Origin of the sequence: Laspinema sp. D2d (assembly GCF_025370755.1) — a bacterium.
GTDB lineage: Bacteria > Cyanobacteriota > Cyanobacteriia > Cyanobacteriales > Laspinemataceae > Laspinema.
Genome location: NZ_JAMXFC010000017.1, coordinates 103,610 through 128,375 on the forward strand (window position 1 = coordinate 103,610; position 24,766 = coordinate 128,375).

Annotated in this window: 16 protein-coding genes; 8 read left to right on the forward strand and 8 right to left on the reverse strand. The window is 46.6% G+C overall.

The window, feature by feature from the left end; translation table 11 throughout:
• The first annotated feature begins 2 nt into the window (after positions 1-2).
• Both NG796_RS13480 and NG796_RS13485 read left to right on the forward strand, forming a co-directional pair.
• Positions 3-1,436, forward strand: coding sequence for a flotillin family protein (locus NG796_RS13480; protein ID WP_261207343.1), 1,434 nt, complete (start codon positions 3-5; stop codon positions 1,434-1,436).
• Positions 1,437-1,735: 299 nt separating this feature from the next.
• Positions 1,736-3,334, forward strand: a complete 1,599-nt coding sequence (locus NG796_RS13485; protein ID WP_261207344.1) for a flotillin family protein — start codon at positions 1,736-1,738, stop codon at positions 3,332-3,334.
• Between the two features lie 106 nt (positions 3,335-3,440).
• On the opposite strand, the gene NG796_RS13490 is transcribed toward NG796_RS13485, so the two are convergent.
• Positions 3,441-4,103, reverse strand: coding sequence for an acetoacetate decarboxylase family protein (locus NG796_RS13490; protein WP_261207345.1), 663 nt, complete (start codon positions 4,101-4,103; stop codon positions 3,441-3,443).
• Between the two features lie 351 nt (positions 4,104-4,454).
• Between NG796_RS13490 and malQ the strand changes: the two genes are divergently transcribed.
• Complete coding sequence (gene malQ / locus NG796_RS13495; RefSeq protein ID WP_261207346.1) at positions 4,455-5,972, forward strand: 4-alpha-glucanotransferase; 1,518 nt, start codon at positions 4,455-4,457, stop codon at positions 5,970-5,972.
• Between the two features lie 121 nt (positions 5,973-6,093).
• Here malQ and NG796_RS13500 read toward each other — a convergent pair whose 3' ends face one another.
• On the reverse strand, positions 6,094-6,675 hold the full coding sequence (locus NG796_RS13500) for a Uma2 family endonuclease (RefSeq protein ID WP_261207363.1): 582 nt from the start codon (positions 6,673-6,675) through the stop codon (positions 6,094-6,096).
• A 232-nt stretch (positions 6,676-6,907) separates the two neighbouring features.
• Between NG796_RS13500 and NG796_RS13505 the strand changes: the two genes are divergently transcribed.
• On the forward strand, positions 6,908-7,108 hold the full coding sequence (locus NG796_RS13505; RefSeq protein WP_261207347.1) for a hypothetical protein: 201 nt from the start codon (positions 6,908-6,910) through the stop codon (positions 7,106-7,108).
• 84 nt (positions 7,109-7,192) lie between these two features.
• Here the strand turns inward: NG796_RS13505 and NG796_RS13510 are convergent, their stop codons facing one another.
• The 3 genes from NG796_RS13510 to NG796_RS13520 all read right to left on the reverse strand — a co-directional run bounded on the left by NG796_RS13510 (position 7,193) and on the right by NG796_RS13520 (position 12,130).
• The gene (locus NG796_RS13510; protein WP_261207348.1) at positions 7,193-10,471 is read right to left on the reverse strand and encodes a tubulin-like doman-containing protein; all 3,279 of its coding nucleotides are present in this window, start codon (positions 10,469-10,471) and stop codon (positions 7,193-7,195) included.
• Positions 10,472-10,562: 91 nt separating this feature from the next.
• Positions 10,563-11,285, reverse strand: coding sequence for a Uma2 family endonuclease (locus NG796_RS13515; protein ID WP_261207349.1), 723 nt, complete (start codon positions 11,283-11,285; stop codon positions 10,563-10,565).
• Between the two features lie 242 nt (positions 11,286-11,527).
• The gene (locus NG796_RS13520; protein WP_261207350.1) at positions 11,528-12,130 is read right to left on the reverse strand and encodes a Uma2 family endonuclease; all 603 of its coding nucleotides are present in this window, start codon (positions 12,128-12,130) and stop codon (positions 11,528-11,530) included.
• Positions 12,131-12,211: 81 nt separating this feature from the next.
• Here NG796_RS13520 and NG796_RS13525 point away from each other — a divergent pair, with 81 nt between their 5' ends.
• The gene (locus tag NG796_RS13525) at positions 12,212-14,029 is read left to right on the forward strand and encodes a hypothetical protein (RefSeq protein ID WP_261207351.1); all 1,818 of its coding nucleotides are present in this window, start codon (positions 12,212-12,214) and stop codon (positions 14,027-14,029) included.
• 2 nt (positions 14,030-14,031) lie between these two features.
• Positions 14,032-15,660: a glycosyltransferase family 39 protein gene (locus tag NG796_RS13530; protein ID WP_261207352.1), complete on the forward strand. Its 1,629-nt coding sequence runs from the start codon at positions 14,032-14,034 to the stop codon at positions 15,658-15,660.
• A 234-nt stretch (positions 15,661-15,894) separates the two neighbouring features.
• Here NG796_RS13530 and NG796_RS13535 read toward each other — a convergent pair whose 3' ends face one another.
• Positions 15,895-16,584, reverse strand: coding sequence for a M15 family metallopeptidase (locus NG796_RS13535; protein WP_261207353.1), 690 nt, complete (start codon positions 16,582-16,584; stop codon positions 15,895-15,897).
• Between the two features lie 479 nt (positions 16,585-17,063).
• On the opposite strand from NG796_RS13535, the gene NG796_RS13540 reads away from it, so the two are divergent.
• Entirely contained in the window at positions 17,064-22,595 is a 5,532-nt protein-coding gene (locus NG796_RS13540) for a DUF4347 domain-containing protein (RefSeq protein ID WP_261207354.1), read from the forward strand.
• Positions 22,596-22,720: 125 nt separating this feature from the next.
• Here the strand turns inward: NG796_RS13540 and NG796_RS13545 are convergent, their stop codons facing one another.
• On the reverse strand, positions 22,721-23,512 hold the full coding sequence (locus NG796_RS13545; protein WP_261207355.1) for a TIGR00297 family protein: 792 nt from the start codon (positions 23,510-23,512) through the stop codon (positions 22,721-22,723).
• A gap of 15 nt (positions 23,513-23,527) precedes the next feature.
• On the opposite strand from NG796_RS13545, the gene NG796_RS13550 reads away from it, so the two are divergent.
• A complete protein-coding gene (locus NG796_RS13550) occupies positions 23,528-23,959 on the forward strand; it encodes a VOC family protein (RefSeq protein ID WP_261207356.1) in 432 nt (143 codons plus the stop codon).
• 68 nt (positions 23,960-24,027) lie between these two features.
• Here the strand turns inward: NG796_RS13550 and NG796_RS13555 are convergent, their stop codons facing one another.
• Complete coding sequence (locus NG796_RS13555) at positions 24,028-24,642, reverse strand: esterase/lipase family protein (RefSeq protein ID WP_261207357.1); 615 nt, start codon at positions 24,640-24,642, stop codon at positions 24,028-24,030.
• Positions 24,643-24,766: the final 124 nt, after the last annotated feature.

Genomic DNA, 24,766 nt, shown 5'->3' on the forward strand with positions numbered 1-24,766 from the left:
CTATGCAACTGATTGTTCAAGCCTCAGTCCCGAGTCATAAGACGACGAATTCTGAAGTGGCGATCGCCAAAAAACCCAAAGAGGAACTCTCCACCCTCCAAATTGCTCAAATCGATCCGTTCCCGGCGACGCCTCAAGCGAGTACGACTGATCGATTAATTTCAATTGGGGGAACGATTGGGTTATCAATTTTGGGGTTTCTGATATTTTTATGGATTTTAAATCAAATCCTCTGTATCTGTAAACCTAATGAAATTTTAATTTTATCGGGGTTAAAACGAAAAACCAAAGAGGGTCATGAATTAGGATATCGAGTCACCCGCCATCGCACCATTTGTATTCCCATTTTGGAAACGGTTAAGCGGATGGATTTGACCACCATGCCAGTGCCGGTAGAGGTAAAAAATGCGTATGCTAAAGGGGGAACTCCGCTGAATATTCAAGCGATCGCTAATGTGAAAATTTCTAGTAATCCGGAAATCGTCGGCAATGCGATCGAACGCTTTTTGGACCGCGATCGCCAGGAAATTGTTCGAGTCGCCCGAGAAACCCTAGAAGGCAACCTGCGCGGCGTGGTTGCCACCTTAACCCCGGAAGAACTTAACGAAGATCGCCTACGGTTTGCTGAACGAATTACGGATGATGTGCAGGATGATTTGCAACGGTTGGGGTTAGAAATTGATACGTTGAAAATCCAAAGTGTCTCCGATGATGTAGACTATCTGAGTTCCATCGGACGCCGCCAAATTGCCGCGATCGTCCGGGATGCGGAAATTGCCGAATCCAATGCCTTGGCTGAAGCGGAAGCCGTAGAAGCCCAAAGTGAGCAAGAGTCTGAAGTCGCCAAAACCCTCGCCCGGACTGCGATTGAGGAAAAAAATAACGAACTTCGGAAGATCAAAGCTGAACTCGATCAACAGGCGCGATCGGAAGAAGAACGCACCAAAGCGGCAGCACAAGAAGCCCGAGCACGTGCCGAACAACTGCTACAAAGTATCCGCGCGGACCTGGAACGCCTCCGCCTAGAAGCCGATGAAGTCCTCCCGGCAGAAGCAGCAAGAGCAGCCAAAGAGTTGCGATCGCGCGGGGAAGCTGCTGCATTTGAGGAAAATGCCAAAGCTGCCGCACAAGTCAACGATCTGTTTACCGAAATTTGGCGAGAAACCGGCGCGGATGCCGCAGAAGTCTTCTTAATCCAACAGATTGAAATGGTTCTACGAGAAGTCGCCAATATTACCCAGCGGGTTCACATTGATCGGATCAATGTGATTGACAATGGCGACGGAAAGGCGATCGCCAGTTTAGTCAATGCCTATCCTGAAATCGTCGGACAATTCCTCGATCGCGTCGATCGCACCCTCGGCATTGATATCATCGGCACCCTAAACCGGAGTAATGGAGACAAACCGGAAGTGTCTACGGTGGAGAGAGTGTAGAGGGGAGATGGGGGAGATGGGGGAGATGGGGGAGATGGGGGAGATGGGGGAGATGGGGGAGATGGGGAGGATGGGGAGGATGGGGGAGATGGGGAGGATGGGGAGGATGGGGGAGATGGGGAGAATACACTTCCGGTCCCCTCCCCTTGGCAAGGGGAGGGTTAGGGTGGGGTCCAATCCCCACGGGATTAAAAGATGGGGGAGATGGGGAAGTGACCCATTGTGCTATTGACCCTTGTTAACGCTATCTCCAGTCCCCTCCCCAAAACAAATGACAAACGATAAATTAGGAGATCTAAATGGAAGTTATTCTAGGATTACTAGCAATTTTAGGTGCGGCGGGTGGTGCGGGTGCACTGGTGATTAATAATCTGTATTACATTTGTCAACCCAGTGAAGTGCTAATTTTTGCAGGGAGTGCACGTCCCCTGGACGATAATCGCATGGTAGGATATCGTTTAGTCAAAGGAGGCAGTAGTATTCGCCTCCCCTTGTTGGAACGTGCCTACCGCATGGATCTCACTAACATGATCATTGAACTGCGGGTTACGAATGCCTACTCTAAAGGTGGTATTCCGTTGAAAGTAGAAGGGGTGGCGAATATTAAAATAGCCGGAACGGAACCCACTATTCATAATGCGATCGAGCGGTTACTCGGCAAAACTCGCAAAGAAATTGAGAAAATCGCCCAAGAAACCCTAGAAGGAAATTTGCGGGGTGTTTTGGCTTCTTTAACTCCACAACAGATTAATGAAGATAAAATTGCCTTTGCCAAAAGTTTATTAGAGGAAGCGGAGGACGATTTAGAAAAGTTAGGCTTAGTGTTGGATAACCTCCAAATCCAAAATATCTCTGATGATGTGCGGTATTTGGATTCCATCGGACGGAAACAGCGGGCAGAATTGGTCCGAGATGCTCGGATTGCAGAAGCAAAAGCTAAAGCCCAGTCTGTGATTCGTACAGCGGAAAATGATCAAAAAACTGCCATCAAGCGCATTGGTAGCCAAGTGGAAATCACTCGGGCAGAAGCCAATCGACGCATTCAAGATGCGAAGACTATTCGAGCTGCATTAGTGGCGGAAGTTGAAGCGGAAATCGGGTCAGAAGTGGCACGAACTCAGGCGGATGTCGCTGTACAAACTGAGCGAATTAAGCAAGTGGAACAACAGTTACAAGCGGATGTAGTTGCACCGGCTGAGGCACAATGTAAACGGGCGATCGCTGAAGCAAAAGGGAAGGCATCTACCATTATTGAAGATGGAAAAGCTCAGGCAATGGGGACAAAACGCCTTGCGGAATCCTGGAGATCTGCGGGGCCCGCAGCGCGTGAGATTTTCTTGTTGCAAAAGCTGGAACCCCTCCTCAAAACAATGGTTTCTACGGTTCCCGATGTGAGAATACAAAATCTGACCTCTATCGATACCACCAATGGGAATACTGCCGCAAAAATGGCGTCATTTATCGAGCAGTTGCGGGCGAGTACCGGGGTAGATGTGGCAGGAGTTGTGCGAAATTTCGGGTCTGGGGACAGAACTGAGGCGCAAGCGTTTAGTCCCGCTAATCCTCCTAAGTTGCCGGATACACCCCTTCTTTCCACCGCAGCACCCGTCGCACAAAAGGTCCCGGGGACGAAGACAACGAGTGCAAAACAAGCGGTGACTCCGATGAATGCCTTGTATGCCGAGATACAGGCATTTTTAGAAAACCTCTCCCAGGGAAATCCTTCTTCTGCCGTCGCGGAACGGGCGATCGAGCAGCATATTAATTTCAATCCTAAGCTGAAAAAACAGTTACAGCGACTGAAGGAACTCGGAGGAAGCGAGGCAGTCCGTGCCGTATTTGACCATCCCAGCATTCAGGTTCCCACCGGCATGATTGAAGTCTGGATTGACAAGTAATCCAGAGGAATATTAAGCCAAGAAACGACTGAGATCGTTACTAAAAATAGGGGTAAAAAGTTGATATTTTTGTTCCTAGTAACGACTTCAATCGTGGGATTGAAGGCTAGGCTGTAGCATAAGGGGTGGCAGTTGCTCTTTCTTTAATGACTTTCGGTGCACCGGCAACCAATCTTAAATCTTCACAAGAAAAGGTTAGATAAGGTTGGGTCAAGTTCAACAGGGCAAATGGACTCTCCGGGGGGATGACCAATCTACTTTTAACTAACCCGATCGCCGAGGTGAATTCCCCCGGAAACAAGAGTAAATTAGACCCTAGGGTACTAAAGCTTGGGAAGGTAAATGGGATAGGCAACCGGAAGGTTTTTAGACTATAATTAAGACTACAGAGGAGGCGATCGTCTTGTCGAACCATCACGCGATCGCCCTCGTCTTTTTCCCAGGTAAAGTCTGCTAATTCTTTCGGCAATCCCCAAATTTCTCGACCCCCCGCAACGGAATCGGTATGATCCACATAAATATGAGAAATCCATGCGCCGAACTGCATTCCGCAACGCACTAATGCAGAAACCACAATTAATTCATTATATAAGAAAGTTGACCCGGCCCCATATTGAGCACAATAAACTCCTCCCAAAGTTTTTCCGGGAAAAACCTCCACAATCGCCAAATCTGAGGGAACGAGCGATCGCACTCGATGAGTATCAAGGGGATGGAGAGTTTGCACGGCACGGCCTTTAAGCGTCCAAGGTGCAGGGGGGTAAGGCATAAGTATTGCTCCAATGATTAGGCTCGACAAATCGGCTCAATCCAGCTTCGATTTACCTTAGCATAGCTTCCCCCCAAGGTGTCTCTATCTAACGATATAAGTGAGTCAAATTTGGGGACGAGATTGATGCGATCAGTCCAATCCAAACCCTTCCACAGGAGTTGTTTTTTATTAATTTTCATTTTAAATCATACCCGAGGTAGATCCCCTTGTCTCAAAAATCGTTAAAATTTATAGAGTATTGGGATTAAAAATCTCTTCGATAAAACTCTATAAAGCCCGACGGTATGTAGTGTTATAGGTTTTATCTTTTCTAAAAACATTCATTTAAACCTTGAGTTTTGTATCATCATGTCTTTTCCTAGAAGTAGCGGTATTTTACTGCATCCGACCTCCTTTCCCAGTCGATTTGGCATCGGAGATTTTGGGTCTGAAGCCTATCAATTTATTGATTTTTTGGCTGAAAGTGGTCAACAACTCTGGCAAGTCTTGCCCTTGAGTCCAACAGGATATGGCAATTCCCCTTATATGTCCTATTCGGCTTTTGCGGGAAATCCGATGTTAATTTGTCCTGAATATTTGCAAAAAAAAGGGTGGCTTACTGAGGAAGATTTAGCCCAAATCCCCGATTTTCCCAAGGGTTATGTTGACTTTGAGAAAGTCATTCCGGTTAAGATGAAGTGGCTAGAAACCGCCTATGAAAATTTTCAAATCCATGCCACGGCTGAACAGCATCAGCAACTCCAAAACTTTGGCGATCGCACCGCCTATTGGATTGAAGATTATGCCTTATTTATGGCCCTCAAAGAAAAACATCATAGCGCTGCTTGGAACTCCTGGGAACCGCTAGAAGTTCGCAACCACCAACCGGAAGCCTTAGAAATTGTCCGCCAAGAACTCAGCGATCGCATTAAGTTTTATAAGTTCTTGCAATTTGAATTTGACCAGCAATGGCAAGCCTTAAAAGAGTATGCCAATCAAAAAAATGTGCAGATTGTTGGTGATATTCCCATTTATGTCGCCCATGATAGCGCCGATGTTTGGGCCAATTCTGACCTATTTTATTTAGACGAAGAAACCGGAGAAACCTCCCTCATGGCGGGAGTTCCGCCGGATTATTTTGCCCCGGAAACTGGGCAACTTTGGGGAAATCCAGTTTATAATTGGGAGAAGTTAAAAGAAACTGAATTTGAATGGTGGGTTGAACGGTTTAGAACAACCTTTGATGCCGTTAACTTATTAAGAATTGACCATTTTCGAGGCTTTGAAGCCTTTTGGGCCGTTCCCAGAGGGGAAACCACCGCTAAACATGGACAATGGTTAAAAGGCCCGGGAATAGAATTTTTTGAAGTCATTAGCAAGAAATTAGGCAAATTACCCATTATTGCCGAAGATTTGGGACTGATTACCGCCGAAGTTGATGCACTGCGAGAGCATTTTGATTTTCCCGGCATGAAAATTTTACAATTTGCCTTTGAGTCCAATCCCGAACTCCATTTTCTGCCTCATAACTACAAAAATCAAAATTGTGTTGTTTATCCAGGAACCCATGACAATGATACAACGGTGGGATGGTATCAACAATTGCCCCCAGAACCCAAAGAAAAATTATGGCGTTATTTAGATAAACCACAATCGGCAGAAAAGGAAATTAATTGGGAGTTAATCCGCTTAGGATGGAGTACCATCGCCAATCAAGCGATTGTGCAACTCCAAGATGTTTTAGGATTAGGAAACGAAGCGCGCATGAATGCACCCGGTAAATCCGAAGGGAATTGGTCCTGGCGTTACCAACCGGAAGATTTATCCCCAGAAATTCGCAGTCGCCTCAAAAGCTTAACGGAGATTTACCACCGCCTCCCTGAATAAAATGGCTGGGTTAAATCATCAACATAATTCCCCCAATCCACTCCATCTTATACCCAGGATGGACTGGGGGTCTTTATTATTAGGGAATTGTCCAAAGACTCTATTAAACCCATTTTCTAACCTAACTTTGAGGGGGGAATATTTCGGACAAATCCAATAATACATCTGAAAACTCCGGCAAAGAAACCCTTTCATTGCATAAAACAATTCGACGCTGACGATAACCGAAATTTTCCTGATTATCCTGATAGGGTTCACCGTAGCATTCCAGGGTATTGTTCACTAAATTAAAAATCCAATAGTCAGCGATTCCTGACTTAGCATAGAGTGGCAATTTTACTTCGCGATCGTACCGTAAAGAAGAATCAGCAATTTCAATCACCAGGATAACATCCTCGGGGGTGGGATGTCCCGATAAATAGTCATCTGTCCGATTTTTCACCAGTGCAATATCCGGTTCAGGTTCACTATTGGGCGAGAGAAATAGAGGATCTTGAATTTGCATAGTAGCACGCTCTTCCAGTCGCTGCCCTAATGCCCGGAGTAACCGTTTCGTAACCGTAGTATGGGCGGTCCCTTTAGCTGCCATCTGAATCATTTCCCCTTGAATCAGTTCAATGCGATCGCCCTCCTGGAAAAAGCCCAATTCGGTGAGGCGGTGATATTCCTGAATCGTAAACCGTTTAGCCGTAGGAATCATTATCACATTCCAAAAACAATAGGTCTATAGTTATTGTACCGCAGTTGTATTGCCCGAGGATTCAGGGAAATAGGCGATCGGCTATAATCGGGAACATCCTTATCCCCACTCTAGTCGAAAAAAATATCCTCTTTTCAGGGTTAAAATGGTAGTAATAGTAACAATCCTATGACTAAAACTTGCCATAATAGACCCGCATAAATCTCGATTTTTTAATAGAAATGGAGAAAAAGTTATGTCTTTACCGAACCGAGGCCAAATGACATGGAAACCCGATGGCACAATGGGTCGAATCTTGTATTTACGGATGAAACCCCATGAACAATGGCGCTGTTACAAAGAATTTCCCCAATATTTTATTCCAGACTCTCCGGGAAATTCCCAAGGATATAATACCTTTGTTTCCTTACTACGTCAGCAATGGCAAGTCATGTAATTTTTTATTTATGACATCCTTAGATACAGAAAAGCCCGCCTTTGCGGGCTTTTTTATGGGTTGAATGGTATCCAGTTGTCTTCGTTAACTCAAAGACACTAATGGATTACCGCACTTAAAACAAAACTTAGAATTAGCCGGGTTTTTAGTGCCGCATTTAGTGCAAAAAACATGGATTTGTTGAGGTGCATCAATGGGAGTGGCAACGGCGGTGGGGGCGTTTGCTGGAGGGACGGAAGATGCAGCAGCAGCGGTATGCAATTGATGGGTTTCGATCGCCTGCTGGATGATTTTGGCTTCTCGCTTATAAATCAAGCTATCTTTGCCGCCTTCTTTCTCCAGTTCCGTTTGCCGTTGCACCAAATACTCCATAAAATGTTGATACAATTCCCGCTTTTGGGTTGCCGTTTCAGCAGCATTTAGTTTGGCAGTAACTTGACGCTGAATTTCCTCGCGATCGCCTCGGCATTGATTCACTTCTAGCACTTGTACCGCTTCTTCCCAAGTGGCAGATATCTCCACATTTTCACTCCCGATGGAGGTTTGGCGAGTATAACGCACTAGGTTTTCTTTAGTTTGGCGATTTTCTTCGATGCGGAGGACATTTAAAGAACGTCCTAATACGACCAATTGATACACTGCCGGATTCTCGGGAAAAATATCCCAAAATGGCGGTTCTTTTTGGATGTGAACGGGAATTGGCGGGTCCTTACTTTCTCCTTTTAATTGGGCGCGTTTTGCTTCAATCGTTTGTCCTTTCCAATCTTGATAGGAGTGGCGCAATTCCTGCATTCCATCAATGCATCGCAAGGAAAATCCACCCATTTCTTGAACAAAAACTACCCGATGTCGTTCTTCTTCTCCTAATGGGGTAATCGCATCGGAACTGCCGACTCGTTCTTCTAATAATGGGAGAAGTTTAACAGCAGCAGGGTCCGTGGGAGTGCGCCCTCCAACTACCGCAACTTTGGTATTTGTGGCAGGAGTAAACCCCGCATCTCGTCCCGACATCACGGCAGGATTGAGGAGGATAACGGGTTTAGATTTACTGTAAGCGATCGCCAATTGATTGCGGATTTCGGCGGCATCATTATTAAACACTTTGAACAGGCGATCGCAGGCGGCGAGTTCCCGTTTGATCCGGCTGCTATTCGGGGCTAAATTGATGACATTGCGACTTTTTTCGGATATAATTTCTTGGAAATCCTCTTCCTGAACTTCTGCTAATTGCTGGACATCAAACAGGCGCATAGTTTCCCCTGCCGCCCGATTTTGTTTCCACAGAGGACTACTATCGGCAAGAACTTGACTGGATAAATTACTACAGAGTCCATCGAGTCCTGTTTGATACCGACTCTTGTTGCCTTCGCTAGAACTCGCATATTGTTCAATCAAGTCTTGATAGAGTTGATTCAGTTCTTGGCGATCGTATAATTTAATCCCATTAATTGTTAAAGCATCGGCACTATCTGCTTGGGAATCTGCTTCATGGGCGAAGGTATCCCGAGTTTGGCGCATCTTCTGCGTCCATCGGGCTAATCGGCGTTCTAACTCATCTAAATGCTCTTGTAAGCGGGCGATCGCATCCAACCCCAAAAACCGCGTTTTGCGCTGAATCGTGGCAATTAAACTCCCTTCTAATCCCGCTAATCCCTTTTCTGCATACTCCTCCATTTTAGCCTGTTTCGTCAAGCCAAATTTATCTTTAAAATGGGTGATATCTTGCAAGGCATTTTCATACTGTTTGCGGCGGTTTTCTTCATTGGGTTGCCAGACTTTCTCTGCTTCTCGTCGAAACTTTTCTACAGCATTCTCGAAGACTTTACGAACCGTTACCAGAAAGATTTCGGCAAACTTTGGCCCTCGATTGCGGTCTTCAATAATCCGATAAAATTCCTCTTCTAAGGCTTTGCGTCCCTGTTGAATGATCCGATTGCGATTATCGTACATTTTCTGCAAGAAATCCCCATGCAATCGTTCATCGGGGCTGAGTTCTCGCAGGTGATTGGCCCGGTATTCTTCCACCTTATCATGTAAAAACTCCCCAAATTGGAGAATTTTTCCTTTTTCAGTTCCCGCGACTCCCATTACTCCTTGTTGGGTACATTGGAGGAGATTATCTCGGGAAATGTCGGTACGGATGCTATTGACAAAACTAGAAATTTCTGCAACATAAGATTTGTCGCCCGCTGCCCCTAAATCCGTGAGTAACTCCATATCGGTGAGGCGCATCCGTTTGAGAATGTCATTCTGAACTAACTCAAAGGTTTGCGGGGGTAAGAGAACAGTTTCGTTTAACCACCAACTTACAAAGTCGGCAGCAAGGCGATTAGATAAGGAGGTTCTAATTTGGGCGATCGGAATTTCAATGGTGGAAAGTCCAAAACTCATAAAGTTTTTAGGATACCCTCGTCCTCCAGGGTCAGCTTGTGCCCAAGCGCCTTTGATATTATCTCGAATTGAGCGCTTATGGGGCGCAAAGTCGGAGGTTAAATCTAAAAAGATATTTTGAGAAATCAATTCGCGAATTTGGTCCAGGGTAAATTCACTGTCGCCGTTTTTTGTACCCACTAAATAGGTGAAATCAAAGGGGGGACGATTTGAGCGTACTTCATCAAGTAAGCTGGCACTATATTGGGCTAAATATTCCGTGCGATAGTCGGAAAAATAGCTCAATTCCATCATGGCAGCATATCCATTGGCAAGGACGCGATCGCCCACGTTAATGGTAGCAAAGGCAGCCGGTAACGGGGCGATCGCCGTCACCATTGGGCTACCTTGTCCTTTCAGCCAATGATTAATACAATAGCCGATATCAATCAACATTCCACTGCCAGTTCCGCCGGATAAAGACCCGATGACAAAGACATTAATTCCGGAAGTCATGACTTTGATACCGTAGCGGTCAAGCATATAATTTTCGTGACCTTTAATGCGATCGCAAGACCGTTCAAAGGCTTTTTGAATTCCATGATAGTTGCAGAAAAACGCAAACCGACCACAGCCGCGAATTTGTCCCGCCCCCGCTTCAATCGCACTAATATTACGTTCTAATTCCGTAGGAAACCAGCGTTCAATCCAGGGATAATTCTGCATATTCGACATCATATCCCGCACCTGCCGTCCACTGACACTGGCCCAGTATTTTTCATGGTCTTTAAACCCAGACCCCGCCGCCACCGAACTGCTGACTTTATATTCTTTATCCGTATCAATGACTAGAAAGCTAATTAAAGGAAAATTCGCTAAACTGCCGTAAGTTTCCTCCACTAAACGCCGGACCCGCGAAAGCACTTCATGTCCCGTTCCTCCCACTCCCACGAGGACTGTAGGAACCATACTTTTTTCATCAACTGCTGCCATATTTTTTTAGATTTATTAATGAAGAAATGAGGAGAGTTAGGATGTCCGAACCGACGCCCTAACTCCTGAGTTTTTACAGTCTAGGAACTCTTTAATCAGCTAATTCCTCGGGGTCAACCCCCAACTCCCGCAATCGCGTAGCAAGGCGTTCAGCCCGTTGGCGTTGTTGTTCGGCCTGTTCATGACCATATAACAGCAAATTTCCTTGGGTGTCCCACCAGCGTAACCACGGAAGGTCCATATTGCCATACAATCCCGACCAAATTCCCAGTTCCACCCCCAGTTCTGGAATGAGGAAATGACCCCGTTCATTGGCTGGAATTAACTCATAGCGACCCCTAGTTAGACCATAGACTTCTACACTGGCTTTTTGGACTTCATAAATTGCATAATAGGGGGGTCGAATTACCGTTTCATAAATCCAGAATTTGCCTTCCCAAGGGGTTTTATCTCGTTCTTCTGAACCATTTCCTGAAACAAATTCAATGACAATCTGAGGGGGAATAATTTCTTGCCATAAGACATAGGACCGGCGAGGTTGTCCGTCCAAGGTAGGGGGAACATTGGGAACATAGAACCAGTCCGGTGCTGCCGCCCCTTTCTGGGGTGGGTCAGTGATTCGCCAGTAAATCCCGCTATCTTGACCAATGCAGTAATTTCCATCAGGATGTTTGGCATCCAGAATCGGACGAATGGAATCAGTCAAGAGAATGCTTTGCGGGTGTTCTTGAAAGTTCTTCACAAAGGTGCCATCCTCACAGGGTAGTTGGGTGTGATCGGGCAGCGGGGTAAACGATTCCGTACTCATAGTCATGATGAATCATTATCCAATGAAAGTTTACCGGGTTTTAGGGCAAACCCTGAATTTTAAATTGAAATATCTCTTCACTTATTTCTAACATACTCCCCTGTATTTTGTCCAATTTATCATCAAGAAAAATTGACCTACCCAGCGAGTTTTATGCCACCTACTTTAATTTGCATAGTTCAACCCCTGTCCACTCCTTATAACCGTCCGAGTTTCGGTAAAATTTAGGGTAAATTCATAAACTTTGATTACCAAATTGTCGATAAATTTAAGATAAATCCGGGTAAAACTGATTCTTCGCTTAAGGTACTCGGGTGGGTCAAACACTTTACAGGTTGGTTTGGACGATAAATATAAACTTGGTGGTGTTTGCGGTCAATTAACCAGCCGAGTAATGCCCCATTTTCAATATACTCTTGCAGTTTATCTTGGAGGCGTTTTAAGTTGTCACTGGGGGACCGGAGTTCTACAATAAAATCCGGACAAATGGGAGCAAATTTTTGTTGTTGTTCGGGAGTGAGACGGTTCCATTTTTCGAGTTTTATCCAGGCAGCATCAGAAGATTTAATGGCCCCGTTGGGGAGGGTGAATCCGGTAGAAGAATCAAACCCAATTCCTGTTTTATTCTGTCGAGTCCAGACTCCGAGTTGAAGAAGTAAATCAAAATTGCGGTTTCCAGTTTCTGAACCTGTAGGGGACATGATCATCACTTCTCCTTTGGCAGTGCGTTCAATGCGATAGTCTCGATTTTGTTGACAAAACTCGAAAAATTGTTCATCTGTCATCTCGATCGCCGGAGACATTTGCAGGACCAATGGGGAAATTTCCGGGACTGCTAGGGTGGTGTTCATGGTTAGGGTGACCCCGTGAAGTTTACATGACCAATCTTGTGGCTAAATTCCCTTAATTTTATCATTCCTAGGGGGTTTTAGGTGGCTGACGCTTCCACTATTCCCAGCGATCGGGTAGAATTTGAGATTAATCATTCGCCCAGATTTAAACCCTTGTCTTCTCCAACTTCTGTATCTATTGCCTTTTCCAACCGCCTACATCGCTTTTGCATGGCCCCTGCACCCTATACCCCTAAATCAGCGGTGATTTTTTGGTTCAGTTTGAGCTTAACTGTGGCTGTCATATATGGGATAGGGGGTCTCCAGCAAGCATTTAGTGCAGACTTGGTGGTGCAAGATGATGCGCGGCAGCACGTTTTTTGGATGCAGCGCTTTTTAGAACCCGGGTTATTCCCCAATGATTTAATTGCGGATTATTTTCAATCTGTTGCACCTGCCGGTTATGCCCTATTTTATCGGGTGATGGCAGCGGTAGGAATTGCACCACTATTGCTGAGTAAACTGTTGCCTCCTCTGTTGGGTTTAATCACTACAGCTTTTTGTTTTGGAGTGACGATGGAGTTATTTCCAGTCCCCATCGCTGGATTCATAGCTTCTGTGTTGCTGAATCAAAGTTTATGGATGCAAGATGGGCTGATTTCTGCTACACCAAAAGCCTTTGTCTATCCGTTATTTTTACCTTTTTTGTATTACTTATTGCATAAAAATAGTCTGGGTACTGGGATATGTGTTGCCTTGCTTGGTCTGTTTTATCCGCAATATGTATTGATTATTATCGGCATTTTATTCTTACAAGCTCTTCTCTATAAATGGAAAACCATTAAAATTCACCTTAATGTTCAAGATTGTAAACTTTTAGGGGTTAACTTAACTATTGCAGGCGTAATTTTATTAATTTATGCTCTGAGTAGCTCAGAATTTGGGCCGACGATTTCTGCCCTACAAGCTCAACAAATGCCGGAATTTATGCCTGGGGGAAGAAGTCAATTTTTTAGTGATGATCCTTGGGCTTTTTGGTTTCATGGGCGGAGTGGAATTGCCCTCTCTGCAATTTTAACTCCCGTGTTTATGGCTTTCGGCTTTTTGCTGCCTATTTTGCTTAGATTTCCTAAAGTATTTAGCCTAATCCCGTCGGTTTCTACCCGCATCCGAATTTTGTTAGATATTACGATCGCAGCTTTATTGCTGTTTTTTGCTGCCCATGCTTTGCTGTTTAAACTCCATTTGCCCAGTCGCTATACCCAGCATAGTTTACGAATGGTAATGGCATGGTCCGCAGCGATCGCCATCACCATTCTCCTTGATGCCCTCTGGAGATGGGCGCAATCCCTTTCTAAACAAATGAGTGCTGGAATCATTACCTTGGTATTGGCTATAGCCTTTCTATTTTATCCCCAACTGGCGATGAACAATTTTCCCTGGACTTCCTATGAACGGGGAGAACAACCTGAGCTTTATGCATTCTTACAACAACAACCTCCAGATATTTTGATTGCTTCTCTAGCAGAAGAAGCTAATAATTTACCCACCTTTGCTCACCGTTCGGTTTTAGCGGCTAGAGAATATGCTATCCCCTATCATTGGGGTTACTATGAACAATTTCGGAGTCGCCTCGAACGGATGATTCAAGCGCAATATAGTCCCAATTTTCGCGATGTCGTAGAGTTTTTACAAAAAGATGGAGTGGATTTGTGGTTGATTGAAAAAGGGGCATTTACTCCGGGGTATTTATCTTACAATCGGTGGTTAAACCCTTATGCCGTTACTCAGGAGGCGATCGCCAATTTGAAAGCGGGCATTCAACCCGCAATAGTGACCCTGATGACCCAGTGTTCTGGGTTTGAAACGGCTGACTTTGCTGTATTATCAGCGGATTGTATTTTAATTGTTCAGGATTAAGGATGAAAACTTCCCAACTTTATTGGAATCGTTTACGCTTATTTGTAGGATTAGTTCTGGTGATTGGTATATGGTTTAGATTTTATCATTTAGACCATAAAATTTACTGGGTGGATGAAGTTAACACGTCTTTGAGAGTGGCGGGATACAAAAAATCCAACTTTCATCGGCAATTTCCCACCGGGGAACCTATGGCGATCGCTCAGTTGCAGCAGTTTCAAAGTCTCTCACCCGAACGGGGGTGGGGAGATACGGTGAATGCCTTAGCTGAAAATGCTGAACATGGTCCGATCTATTACCTGTTTACGCGACTATGGATGCAGATATTCGGCAGTTCTATCACCGTAACTCGTAGCGTAGCAGTCCTGTTCAGTCTCTTAGCCTTTCCCGCAATTTATTACCTGAGTTTAGAGCTATTTTCTGCCCCCATAGTGGGCTGGATTGCTATGTCATTGGTAGCAGTTTCTCCACTCCATTTGCTCTATGCTCAAGAAGCAAGACAATATAGTTTATGGACACTAATTACATTAGTTTCTGGGGTCGCTTTATTGCGATCGCTCCGCTTGAAGACCCGAGGCAGTTGGGCCATTTATGCCGGAACCGTTGTCTTAGGGTTCTATTCTCATTTAATTTCAGGATTAGTCTTTTTCGGACATGGATTGTATGTTGGATTCCAAGAAAAATGGAAATGGACCCAATCTTTTAAATCCTATCTCATTGCGTCAGGACTCGGTTTTGCTGCTTTAATTCCCTGGATTGTGATTTATTTCAATAATAAAAGCCGACTGGGGGGATGGTTAGGGCGAGATACGCCTTTCAATTCCTTAGCGCAACGTTGGGCGATCAACTTGACTTCGGTATTTTTCGACCTTCATGGGGTCTATCCCCAACGGTTTTTTGATGTCGAATCCGGTCAAGATTTTACCCCCTTTGCTTGGGGAAATATCTGGGGATATGCAGTCATCCCCGTGATTTTGTTCGTAGGATATGCGTTATGGGTAACCCTTCGCAAAACCCCGAAATTTGTTAGGTGGTTTCTGCTCACCTCCATTGCCGCTAATGGCTTGTTTTTGATGCTTTATGACGTAATTTCCGGGGGGCAACGGTCGGGGATTGCTCGCTATCTTTTCCCCTCGTATTTGGCCTTGCAATTGGCAGTTTCCTATCTATTTGCCGATCGCCTTCGTCTGGATACCGGCAGAAATCTCCAGCGTCGAATCTGGCAATTTCTGTATGTGGCATTGCTGGGGGTAGGCATTAGTTCTTGTGCCGTGAGTGCCTCAGCGGAAACCTGGTGGAATAAATATAGTTGTTATTATGATGTGGAAGTTGCTCAACTGGTCAACCGAGGGCCAAACCCTCTGGTAATCGGGAGTAGTGAGCGTCTCACTCGGATGATCGCTTTGAGCTATAAACTCAATCCCGATGTGCGGTTTCTACTCCTCACTAACAGCGATCGCCTAGAAATCAGCGAACCCTCATCATCCCTATTCCTATTTCGTCCCACCCGGGAATTGTATCACACCATTGAATCTGACCCGCGTTATACCCTTAATCCTATCCATCCCTTTGGACATATCTGGAGTCTGGAACCCGTCCCCACCCTAGCGGATGAATCAAAGCTCAACTAGAGTCAATGTAAATGAGTGGATTATATTATGTTTACTTAATCACTCAAGCTGACCTAACCCCCCAACCCCCTTCCCTGCAAGGGAAGGGGGAGAAAAGAACGAAGAAATGTTTTTTAGGTTAATCGAAGGAACTTGATATTAGAGGGAAAGCGAGCAAGATGCGCGCACTCACTATCGGTTCAACATCACAACTTAGATCAGGGGGGATAGGAAACCACCGCCCTTGTCTGAAGTTTACTCAACTCTGCCATAAAAGGCAGTCTCTTGGTGAGTTAACCAGGCCCACATTTGGTCCCCTTTACAGAAATGCCACCATTCGTTTGGATGTTGTGCAAATCCAGCTTGTTGCATCGCTTGGGCCAATATTTGCCGATGGTTATGATAGTCTTGGTGAGGGCGATCGCTGCTTTGGGCAAAATAGTCCGGATGCGATCGCGGTGAGATTTCGTCAATCGGAGAACCCATTTCCACTGCAATACCTGCCTCATTGACTAAGGTGACATCCACCGCAGCACCTGTGGCATGAGGCGGAGGGGTGGCGGGGTCCAGACTGGGGATAGCCCAAAATTGATACACTTGAGCTAAAATTTCTTGGCGCTCAGAGGGGCTTAAGTTCTCGGAATCTAACCCTTGCGATCGCACTTGCTCCATGAAGGTATAGTCTACCATAAACTGTTGGACCGCAATAGGCCGATAAGCATCAAAAATTAAAATCTGCCATTGGGGATATTGCTCCTGGAGGTAGGTTTGTGCTTGGATTAAACCCCTCAGTACCCCTTCGCGCAGATAAAACGGCGATCGCCCTGCGTAGGGTGCGCCCAACAGTTCATAAGGATGAGGCAAGACGAGAGCAAACTGCTCCCCAGGAATCGCTACCAAGGGCTCGCCACAGTCGAGAATGGGGATGTGTTGATAGGGTTTCATCGTTGAGTGAGAAAGTCTCCTGATTTTGATAGATGGGATTGCCGCTGATCCAGCGATCGCGCGGATTGTGGCCGGGATCAACCCCGGTTTAGCCCCCAATCCTTCCCACGGGAGGGCCACGCTTTAGCGGTTGTCCCCAGGGCGGTGCTTTTATTTTAGGTTGGATCCGTAATAATCCGCACAGGACCTCAGAAACCCTTTTGCCTAGGCCAAAATCACGGCGAAAAAAACCCCTCTGCACCCCTAAAGCTTGGTGGGAGAGGACTGATCCGGCATTTAATTGAGGGGTGCAACCCATCCCCGTGTATCTACGGACTATACTAGATCATATCCAGGGTGATCTAGTTTTTTCTTTCTTCCCAAAAAATCGTCAAGTCTTGATTTACCAAGAGCCCAGTCCCTCGTGATAATACGGGGGGTGGGTGTTCTATCTGACTGTCAACACTATCAACACTATATCTCCCGGGGATGTATTTGCAATGAACTACCCACAATCACAACTATTCGACTTCTTGCCTCAGATTTCCAAGCGTTATAATAGCCTGGATACCACCCTAGACCGTCCAATCCCGGTGACTCCTCCTGTAACGGAGTCCCGCACCCTGGTATTTATCGATTCAGGGGTTTCTGAGCAACAAACCCTCCTGGATGCCTTGGCCCCTAATACGGAGGTGATCCAGCTTGATCGCGATCGCGATGGCATCGACCAAATTATTGAGGCGATCGCGGGTCGGACGGGAATCGACAGCATTCATCTAGTTTCTCACGGGAATTCCGGCAGGGTCCAACTCGGCACAACCCAACTGGATGCCGAAACCCTGGATGCCTATCTTCCCCAATGGCAGATCCTGCGCGGGTCCCTCAGTGAGGGGGCCGATATCTTACTCTATGGATGTAATGTCGGGACCTCAGATACAGGGATTACCTTTCTGCAACGACTCGCCGAGTTGACGGGTGCAGATATTGCCGCCTCCGATGATTTAACCGGCAGTGCTGCATTGAACGGTAACTGGACCCTAGAAGTGAGGATGGGAAACATTGAGGCCCCTCTACCCTTCCAGTCCGAGGCGATCGCTGCCTATAACGCCTTACTCCCACTAACCTATACAGTGGAGGCGGGAAATGTCACGGACCTGATTAACAAAATTACACAGGCGAATAATGATGGTCAAGAGAGTATCATCAATTTATTAGGAGGTACTTATAACCTCACTGAAAGTAATAATACTATTCTCGGTGCCAACGGGTTACCCGTAATTGAGGCAGGTACTCTAACAATTAATGGAAACGGGGCTGAAATCGTTCGGGATGAGAACGCAGACGGTTTCCGAATTTTCTATGTCGAGGCTAATGCTAATCTTACTCTAAATAATCTTACGGTTAAAAATGGGTTAGCTAATATTCCCAATAGTCCCGAGGAAAACAATAGAAGAGATGGGGGCGGAATTTACAATGAGGGTACTTTGACCCTGAATCAAAGTACCATAACTGGCAACCGAGCTGAGGATGACGGTGGAGGTATTAAGAATGAGAACAATCTGACGGTTATTGATAGTACCATTTCTAATAACTTGGCTGGAACTAACCCGAACGATAATCAAGGTGCTAATGGTGGAGGCATCCAAAATAGTAAAAATGCGTTGATCTCCAATAGTACGATTTCCAACAACCAGGCGGCGAACGACGGTGGCGGCTTTTACAATACAGGAACTCTCACGGTTCGTCACAGCACGATCGCCTTTAATACGGCTGATAGTGATGACAATAACACCGGCAACGGTGGTGGCATTTTTAATGAAGGAGGTAGAACTGTCCTCAATTTGAGCCATAGCCTTGTTGCCGGAAATGAGGATAATAGCATTAATGAAGATAATAGCATTGGGATTGTCCATCAAGATATTTCTGGTCCGGTTTACAATAATAATGCGGACTATAGTAAATATAACCTGATCGGCAATTGGACCGGCAGCACTGGGTTAAATTCTACGACGAATTATAGCTTTGACTTCTTGGGTGGAATTGAGATTACAGATGTCATCAATCCGATTTTAGAACTCAATGGTGCAGATCCCGGGTCCCCCTTAACCCATGCTTTAATTGTAGTGTCTCCAGCGATTAACTTGGGTAATCCTGATGTTAGCACTCAGTTACTCACAGACCAACGCGGCACGGGATTCGAGCGTGAGGTGGGCACGGCGATCGATATCGGTGCTTACGAGAGTCAACTTTTGCCGGTGATTACAGAAATTATGTACCATCCCAGCAGTGCCGAACCGGACTGGGAGTGGGTGGAGATTTACAATCCAACGGATCAACTTCTGGATTTAACTGGATTTGTGTTTGCTAATGCTGGTGCGGATGACACAAACTGGACGGCGGGAAATATTGGTGGGGGTACGATCGCACCGGGAAAAACGGGGATTTTGTTTAATGCGAACCTGTCTCCCGACTCGTTTAAGGCAGCATGGGATACAGGAGACATTTCTTTGATTCCCGTCAGTAATTGGTCTGCATTGGGCAACGAGAGCGATCGCATCGGGTTATGGCCCAGCTTGAGTAGCTATACTCTCGGGTTTCAAACCGCCATTGATGAGGTAGCGTATGACACAACCGGGTTAGGGCCGACTCCCTCTACCGGGGCTTCCCTGTATTTAAAACCTCTCACTTTCAGTCAAGAGGACTTGACAAAAGCCAATGATAATGGTAATAATTGGGCTACAAGTGCGATCGGGGAACCCGGTATTCCCACAGAAACAGAAGTAGTCGCCAAAGCTTATGAAAGTGCCTTAGATGGCAATAATAGCGGGTTAGATATTGGATCTCCAGGACCAACAGACGGGATTTTGCCCAATTTTGGAAACTTTATTGCCCAAGATGTGACCACGGCAGGGGAAATAACCTACAGTTTCACCGTCACCTTTACCGATAACCGGGCGATCGATTGGAGTACCCTGCTGGATATTGAGGATATTTTGGTCACGGGACCGAATAATGAGAGTCTCACCGTCACGGCGATCGACACCCCTGAAAATAATGGCAATTTCAATAGTATCAACGTCACCTACCGCATTACCCCTCCCGGGGGCGTTTGGGATCCCGGCGATAACGGCCCTTATACGGTCAACTTACTAGAAAACAAAGTTACCGATACTACCGGCAATGCGATCGCCCCAGGTATCCTGGGCACTTTTGTCGTTAATATTAATAACCCGCCCACCCTATCACCCCTCAATGAAACCGGCACAAAAGATAATCCCTTCTTATTTAACCCAGAGGATTTTACCAATCAATTTACAGACAGTGACGGGAATACCCTCCAGAAAATTTTTATTACTTCTCTTCCTCCCACGGGAACCCTATTCTTGGATGGAAATCCCATCACAAATCCCCTAGAAATTCTCATAACCGATATAGAGAAACTATCCTTTGTCCCCGATGAAAACTTCAATGGCCCGGTAAGTTTTAATTGGAATGGATTTGACGGGACCGACTATGCCGAGACTCCCTCTACCGTTAATTTAAACATTAATGCTCCCCCCATCCTCGTCAATCCTATCGAAGATCAAACCACCACTCCCGGAACAAATTTTACCTTTCCCATCCCTGAAAATACCTTTGATGATGCCGATATTATCTACAATGACCGCTTAACCTATACCGCTACCCTATCTAATGGAGACCCTCTTCCCGATTGGTTAACCTTCAATGAGGATGGCACTTTCACCGGCACCCCAGGGGGAACCGATATTGGAACTCTCACAATTATTGTCACCGCTACGGATCAGGCGGAGGCAAGCATTACCGATACCTTTGATTTAACCATTCAATCGCCTAACGGTGGCGGTAATACAGGTGGCGGTAATACAGGTGGCGGAAGCAATCCCGATACCGGAACCGGAACTGATGGGGGAAGCAATCCCGATACCGGAACCGGAACTGATGGGGGAAGCAATCCCGATACCGGAACCGATGGAGGAACTAATCCAGACACAGGAACCGATGGGGGAAGCAATCCCGATACCGGAACCGGAACTGATGGGGGAAGCAATCCCGATACCGGAACCGATGGGGGAAGCAATCCCGATACCGGAACCGATGGGGGAAGCAATCCCGATACCGGAACCGATGGAGGAAGTAATCCAGACACAGGAACCGATGGGGGAAGCAATCCCGAACCCGGAACTGGAACCGATGGAGGAAATAATCCCGAACCTGGAACAGGAACCGATGGGGGAAATAATCCCGAACCTGGAACAGGAACCGATGGAGGAAGTAATCCAGACACAGGAACCGATGGGGGAAATAATCCCGAACCCGGAACAGGAACCGATGGGGGGAGTAATCCCGAACCCGGAACAGGAACCGATGGAGGAAGTAATCCCGAACCCGGAACTGGAACCGATGGAGGAAGTAATCCCGAACCCGGAACAGGAACCGATGGGGGAAGTAATCCCGAACCCGGAACTGGAACCGATGGTGGAGGTAGTCCAGGGACAGACGGGGGTAATGACAACGGTCCTTTAACCCCGGATTCTCCTGGCAATGGCGATCGCCCCGATTCTGAGAATCCTACGGCAAATCCCCCTACTGAAGTACCACATACTAGCAGCACAAACACTTGTAACCCCGTCCCTAGCGACCCTTCGCAAAACAGTGGGTGTAAATGTCCGGTTCCACCCCCGCCAGAAATGATCTTTTATGGACCCCTTGATCGCCCGCCGGTGGAAATTTTCCTTTTTGGAACCGAGGAAAATGATCTGGTTTGGGGAGACGATCGCCCTGAAGGGATCTTAGGATTTGCCGGAGAGGATTTTCTCTGGGGGAAAGGCGGTACTGATGTCCTGTATGGGGATACCGGCAATGATTATATGCTAGGAGGCGTCGGTAGCGATTTCCCGGTAGGTGCAGGTATCGATCGCGATCGCATCGAAGGCGGCAAAGGTCATGATTTCATCAACGGCAACGAAGGTAATGACACCCTCTATGGTGGTCGAGCTACTGATATCATTCATGGAGGGAAAGACGATGATCTGATCTTCGGTAACTTAGATAGTGATCTCTTGTATGGTGATCTCGGCAATGACACCATTCTCGGGGGAAATGGCAGCGAAACCCCCATCGGCACAGAAGGCGATCGCGACTTAATCTTCGGGAACCGAGGCAATGATCTGATCAATGGCAACGAAGGTGCGGATACCGTCTATAGCGGCAAAGATGACGATATCGCTTACGGTGGCAAAGATAACGACCTGATTTACGGGGACCTGGGGAACGATCTCGTCTTGGGAGATCAGGGCGATGATACCTTGTTCGGTGGCACTAGCGATCCCAATGTCCCCGATCTGGGGGGACGAGACTTGATTTATGGCGGCGATGGCAATGACTTCATCAACGGCAATCAAGGGGATGATACCTTGCATGGGGGTCTGGGTAACGATACCCTTCATGGCGGCAAAGATAATGACATTCTGTGCGGGTCCCCGGGTGATGACCTCTTATTCGGAGACTTAGGCAATGACACCCTCTATGGCGAGGATGGCAACGATACCCTCCGAGGCGGCATCGGTAGCGATGTCCCTATTGGTTCTGAAGGCGATCGCGACTTTCTCTGTGCTGGTGTCGGGGATGATTGGTTAGAAGGCAACGCCGGGAACGATACCCTAATCGGTGGCAGTGGTAATGATACCTTGTATGGCGGAAAAGATGATGACCTCCTCTATAGCGGTGACGGGGATGATTTCCTCAGTGGAGATTGGGGAAATGATACCGTAACAGGCGGTGCCGGACGCGATCGCTTTGTTGTACAGGCGGGTTCTGGCACTGACACCATTGCCGATTTTACCCTCGGAGAAGACTGGTTTGTGTTAAGTGAGGGATTAACCTTCAATCTCCTCAATTTCGTCTCCTCCAATTGCGGAACGGCGATCGCGTTGGGAGATGAAATTCTGGCGATTGTCAAGGGAATAGAACCCGAGATGATGGTTGCGGAGTCTTTTCTTCCGTTGACTTAAACTCACGGATGACAGCAGGCGATCGCCCGCATACGGGAAGGTTTTCTCCCCCTTGAGGCGATCGCCCACTGCCCTTCACTGAGTATAAACAGTATGAGTCTGAGCTTTTCAACATCTCCATCCCTTTAACTCAACACCCCCCTCAAGGCGATCGCCAGTCCCACTGCTGCGATCGCCCCAATCGTGGTATTAATAATATTCACCACCTCATTGGTCATCCAACTCACTTGTTCCTGAATCGTTGCCCCAATTACACTCTCTAAATTTGTGGCAATAAACGCCGCGATCGCACATAACCCCACCCCCGTCAAATCAATCAACCCCACCAAATACCCCACCAAGGCAACCGCCACGGATGCCACCACCCCGGCGATCGTCCCCTCCAGAGAAACCGCACCCTCAGTCCCCTTCGGCACAGGTTGCAACGTCGTAATCAAAAACGTCCGCTTACCGTAAACCTTCCCCACCTCACTCGCCGTCGTATCCGACAACTTCGTGCTAAAACTCGCCACATACCCCAATAACAGCAACGGCACTACTTCCGCCCAATCTAACCGTTGCACCCCCAACACCCCCAAGGCACAAACCGCTGCTGTCAATGCCGAACCCCAGACATTTTCCGGTCCCCGGGCCCCCGAGCGCTTCTCCGCGATTCCTTCCGCCTCCTTCTGCGCCATCCCAATGCGCGTCACTGCCGAACCCACAATAAAATAAAACCCCACCACCGCATATCCGGGCCAACCCAAGGCCCCCCAAATCAGCACCCCCAAAATCCAAGCATGGATAATTCCTGCCGGAGTGAGCAACTTTTTGGGTAAAAAATAAACAATCGTTAACAAAACCGTATTTAATCCCACTGCCACCAGCCAAGGATTCAATAACGCGCCATAATTAAAAACAAATTCTTCTGATTGCATCTTAAATTATCCCTCATGAACAATGTCTTTTTTCATCTTGCCTTTCCCGTTACTGACATTCCTAAGACCAAAGAATTTTACGCTAAAGGTCTCGGTTGCCAAGTTGGACGCGAATCCCATACTGCTGTTATTTTAAACCTCTATGGCAATCAACTGGTTGCCCATGTCACGAAAGAACCCATTACCCCCCAAAAAAGCATTTATCCTCGTCATTTCGGCTTAATTTTTCAAAATGAAGCCGATTGGGAAACCCTATTAGAACGTGCCCAACACCATCAACTCCAGTTTCGCGAAGAATCCAAACGGCGCTTTCCCGGTTCTCCCTTAGAACATCGCACTTTCTTTTTAGAGGACCCATTTTATAACTTACTGGAGTTCAAATATTACGCCCATCCCGAGGCCATTTTCGGGAGTGCGGAATTCACCGAAATTGGCGATCGCACTTAATCCAGGGACAATTTATATCTTAGACCTAAACCCTAGATAGAGTCAGGATATTGGGTTTATATCTAGGGTTAAATGGGGTAGATCAAGGGTTCCGATAAAGTGTCTGCGATCGCCTGTAAACATCGGCGATCGCTCACCATCCAGCGATGAACCAAAACCGGCAATATCACTTCCTTCCCTACCGGCATTTGAGAGCTTTTTGCCGGGATAATCATACTATCATAAGGGGTCCAAATCGAGGTGAAATTTACCCGTCCTAGCATCTCTACTGCATCCCGATTCAAATCTTCCAAAAACGGGCTTTTCGGACGCATTTGCAAACATCCCGGTAGGGGTAATGCATAAGCGGTCACGGTCCCTTGATTCGGGGCCGATATAGAAATAAATCGCTGCACCCTCTCAATGCCACCGAGTCGCTGAAGATAGTACCGGCTGACAATTCCCCCCATACTGAATCCGATTAAATCAAAAGGGCGATCGCTTCCTAATGTTTGGTCAATAAAATCGCTCAGTTGTTCTGCTAAACGGTCTAATCCAATCGAGCTATCATTAGGAATTAAATTTAAGCTATAAACTGACCATCCCAGTTCAGTTAAAACGGGAGAAATTTTACTAAAAATATCACTCGTATCCCAAATACCATGAACTAACATCACGGGGTTTTTTGGATTGTTTTGATTCATGACTTTAGTGGTTTTAGGTCATTGGTTATTGTAGAGGACTGGGTATGGGGGAGATAGGGGAGATAGGGGAGATAGGGGAGATAGGGGAGATAGGGGAGATAGGGGAGATAGGGGAGATAGGGGA

Excerpts from the sequence above, each read along its gene's own strand:
- NG796_RS13505 (WP_261207347.1), top strand. The coding sequence starts at position 6,908 with ATGTCTTTACCGAACCGAGGCCAAATGACATGGAAACCCGATGGCACA.
- NG796_RS13555 (WP_261207357.1), bottom strand. The coding sequence starts at position 24,642 with ATGAATCAAAACAATCCAAAAAACCCCGTGATGTTAGTTCATGGTATT.
- NG796_RS13515 (WP_261207349.1), bottom strand. The coding sequence starts at position 11,285 with ATGACTATGAGTACGGAATCGTTTACCCCGCTGCCCGATCACACCCAA.
- NG796_RS13545 (WP_261207355.1), bottom strand. The coding sequence starts at position 23,512 with ATGCAATCAGAAGAATTTGTTTTTAATTATGGCGCGTTATTGAATCCT.
- NG796_RS13535 (WP_261207353.1), bottom strand. The coding sequence starts at position 16,584 with ATGAAACCCTATCAACACATCCCCATTCTCGACTGTGGCGAGCCCTTG.
- NG796_RS13530 (WP_261207352.1), top strand. The coding sequence starts at position 14,032 with ATGAAAACTTCCCAACTTTATTGGAATCGTTTACGCTTATTTGTAGGA.
- NG796_RS13510 (WP_261207348.1), bottom strand. The coding sequence starts at position 10,471 with ATGGCAGCAGTTGATGAAAAAAGTATGGTTCCTACAGTCCTCGTGGGA.
- NG796_RS13540 (WP_261207354.1), top strand. The coding sequence starts at position 17,064 with ATGAACTACCCACAATCACAACTATTCGACTTCTTGCCTCAGATTTCC.
- NG796_RS13485 (WP_261207344.1), top strand. The coding sequence starts at position 1,736 with ATGGAAGTTATTCTAGGATTACTAGCAATTTTAGGTGCGGCGGGTGGT.
- NG796_RS13520 (WP_261207350.1), bottom strand. The coding sequence starts at position 12,130 with ATGAACACCACCCTAGCAGTCCCGGAAATTTCCCCATTGGTCCTGCAA.
- NG796_RS13550 (WP_261207356.1), top strand. The coding sequence starts at position 23,528 with ATGAACAATGTCTTTTTTCATCTTGCCTTTCCCGTTACTGACATTCCT.
- malQ (WP_261207346.1), top strand. The coding sequence starts at position 4,455 with ATGTCTTTTCCTAGAAGTAGCGGTATTTTACTGCATCCGACCTCCTTT.
- NG796_RS13480 (WP_261207343.1), top strand. The coding sequence starts at position 3 with ATGCAACTGATTGTTCAAGCCTCAGTCCCGAGTCATAAGACGACGAAT.
- NG796_RS13490 (WP_261207345.1), bottom strand. The coding sequence starts at position 4,103 with ATGCCTTACCCCCCTGCACCTTGGACGCTTAAAGGCCGTGCCGTGCAA.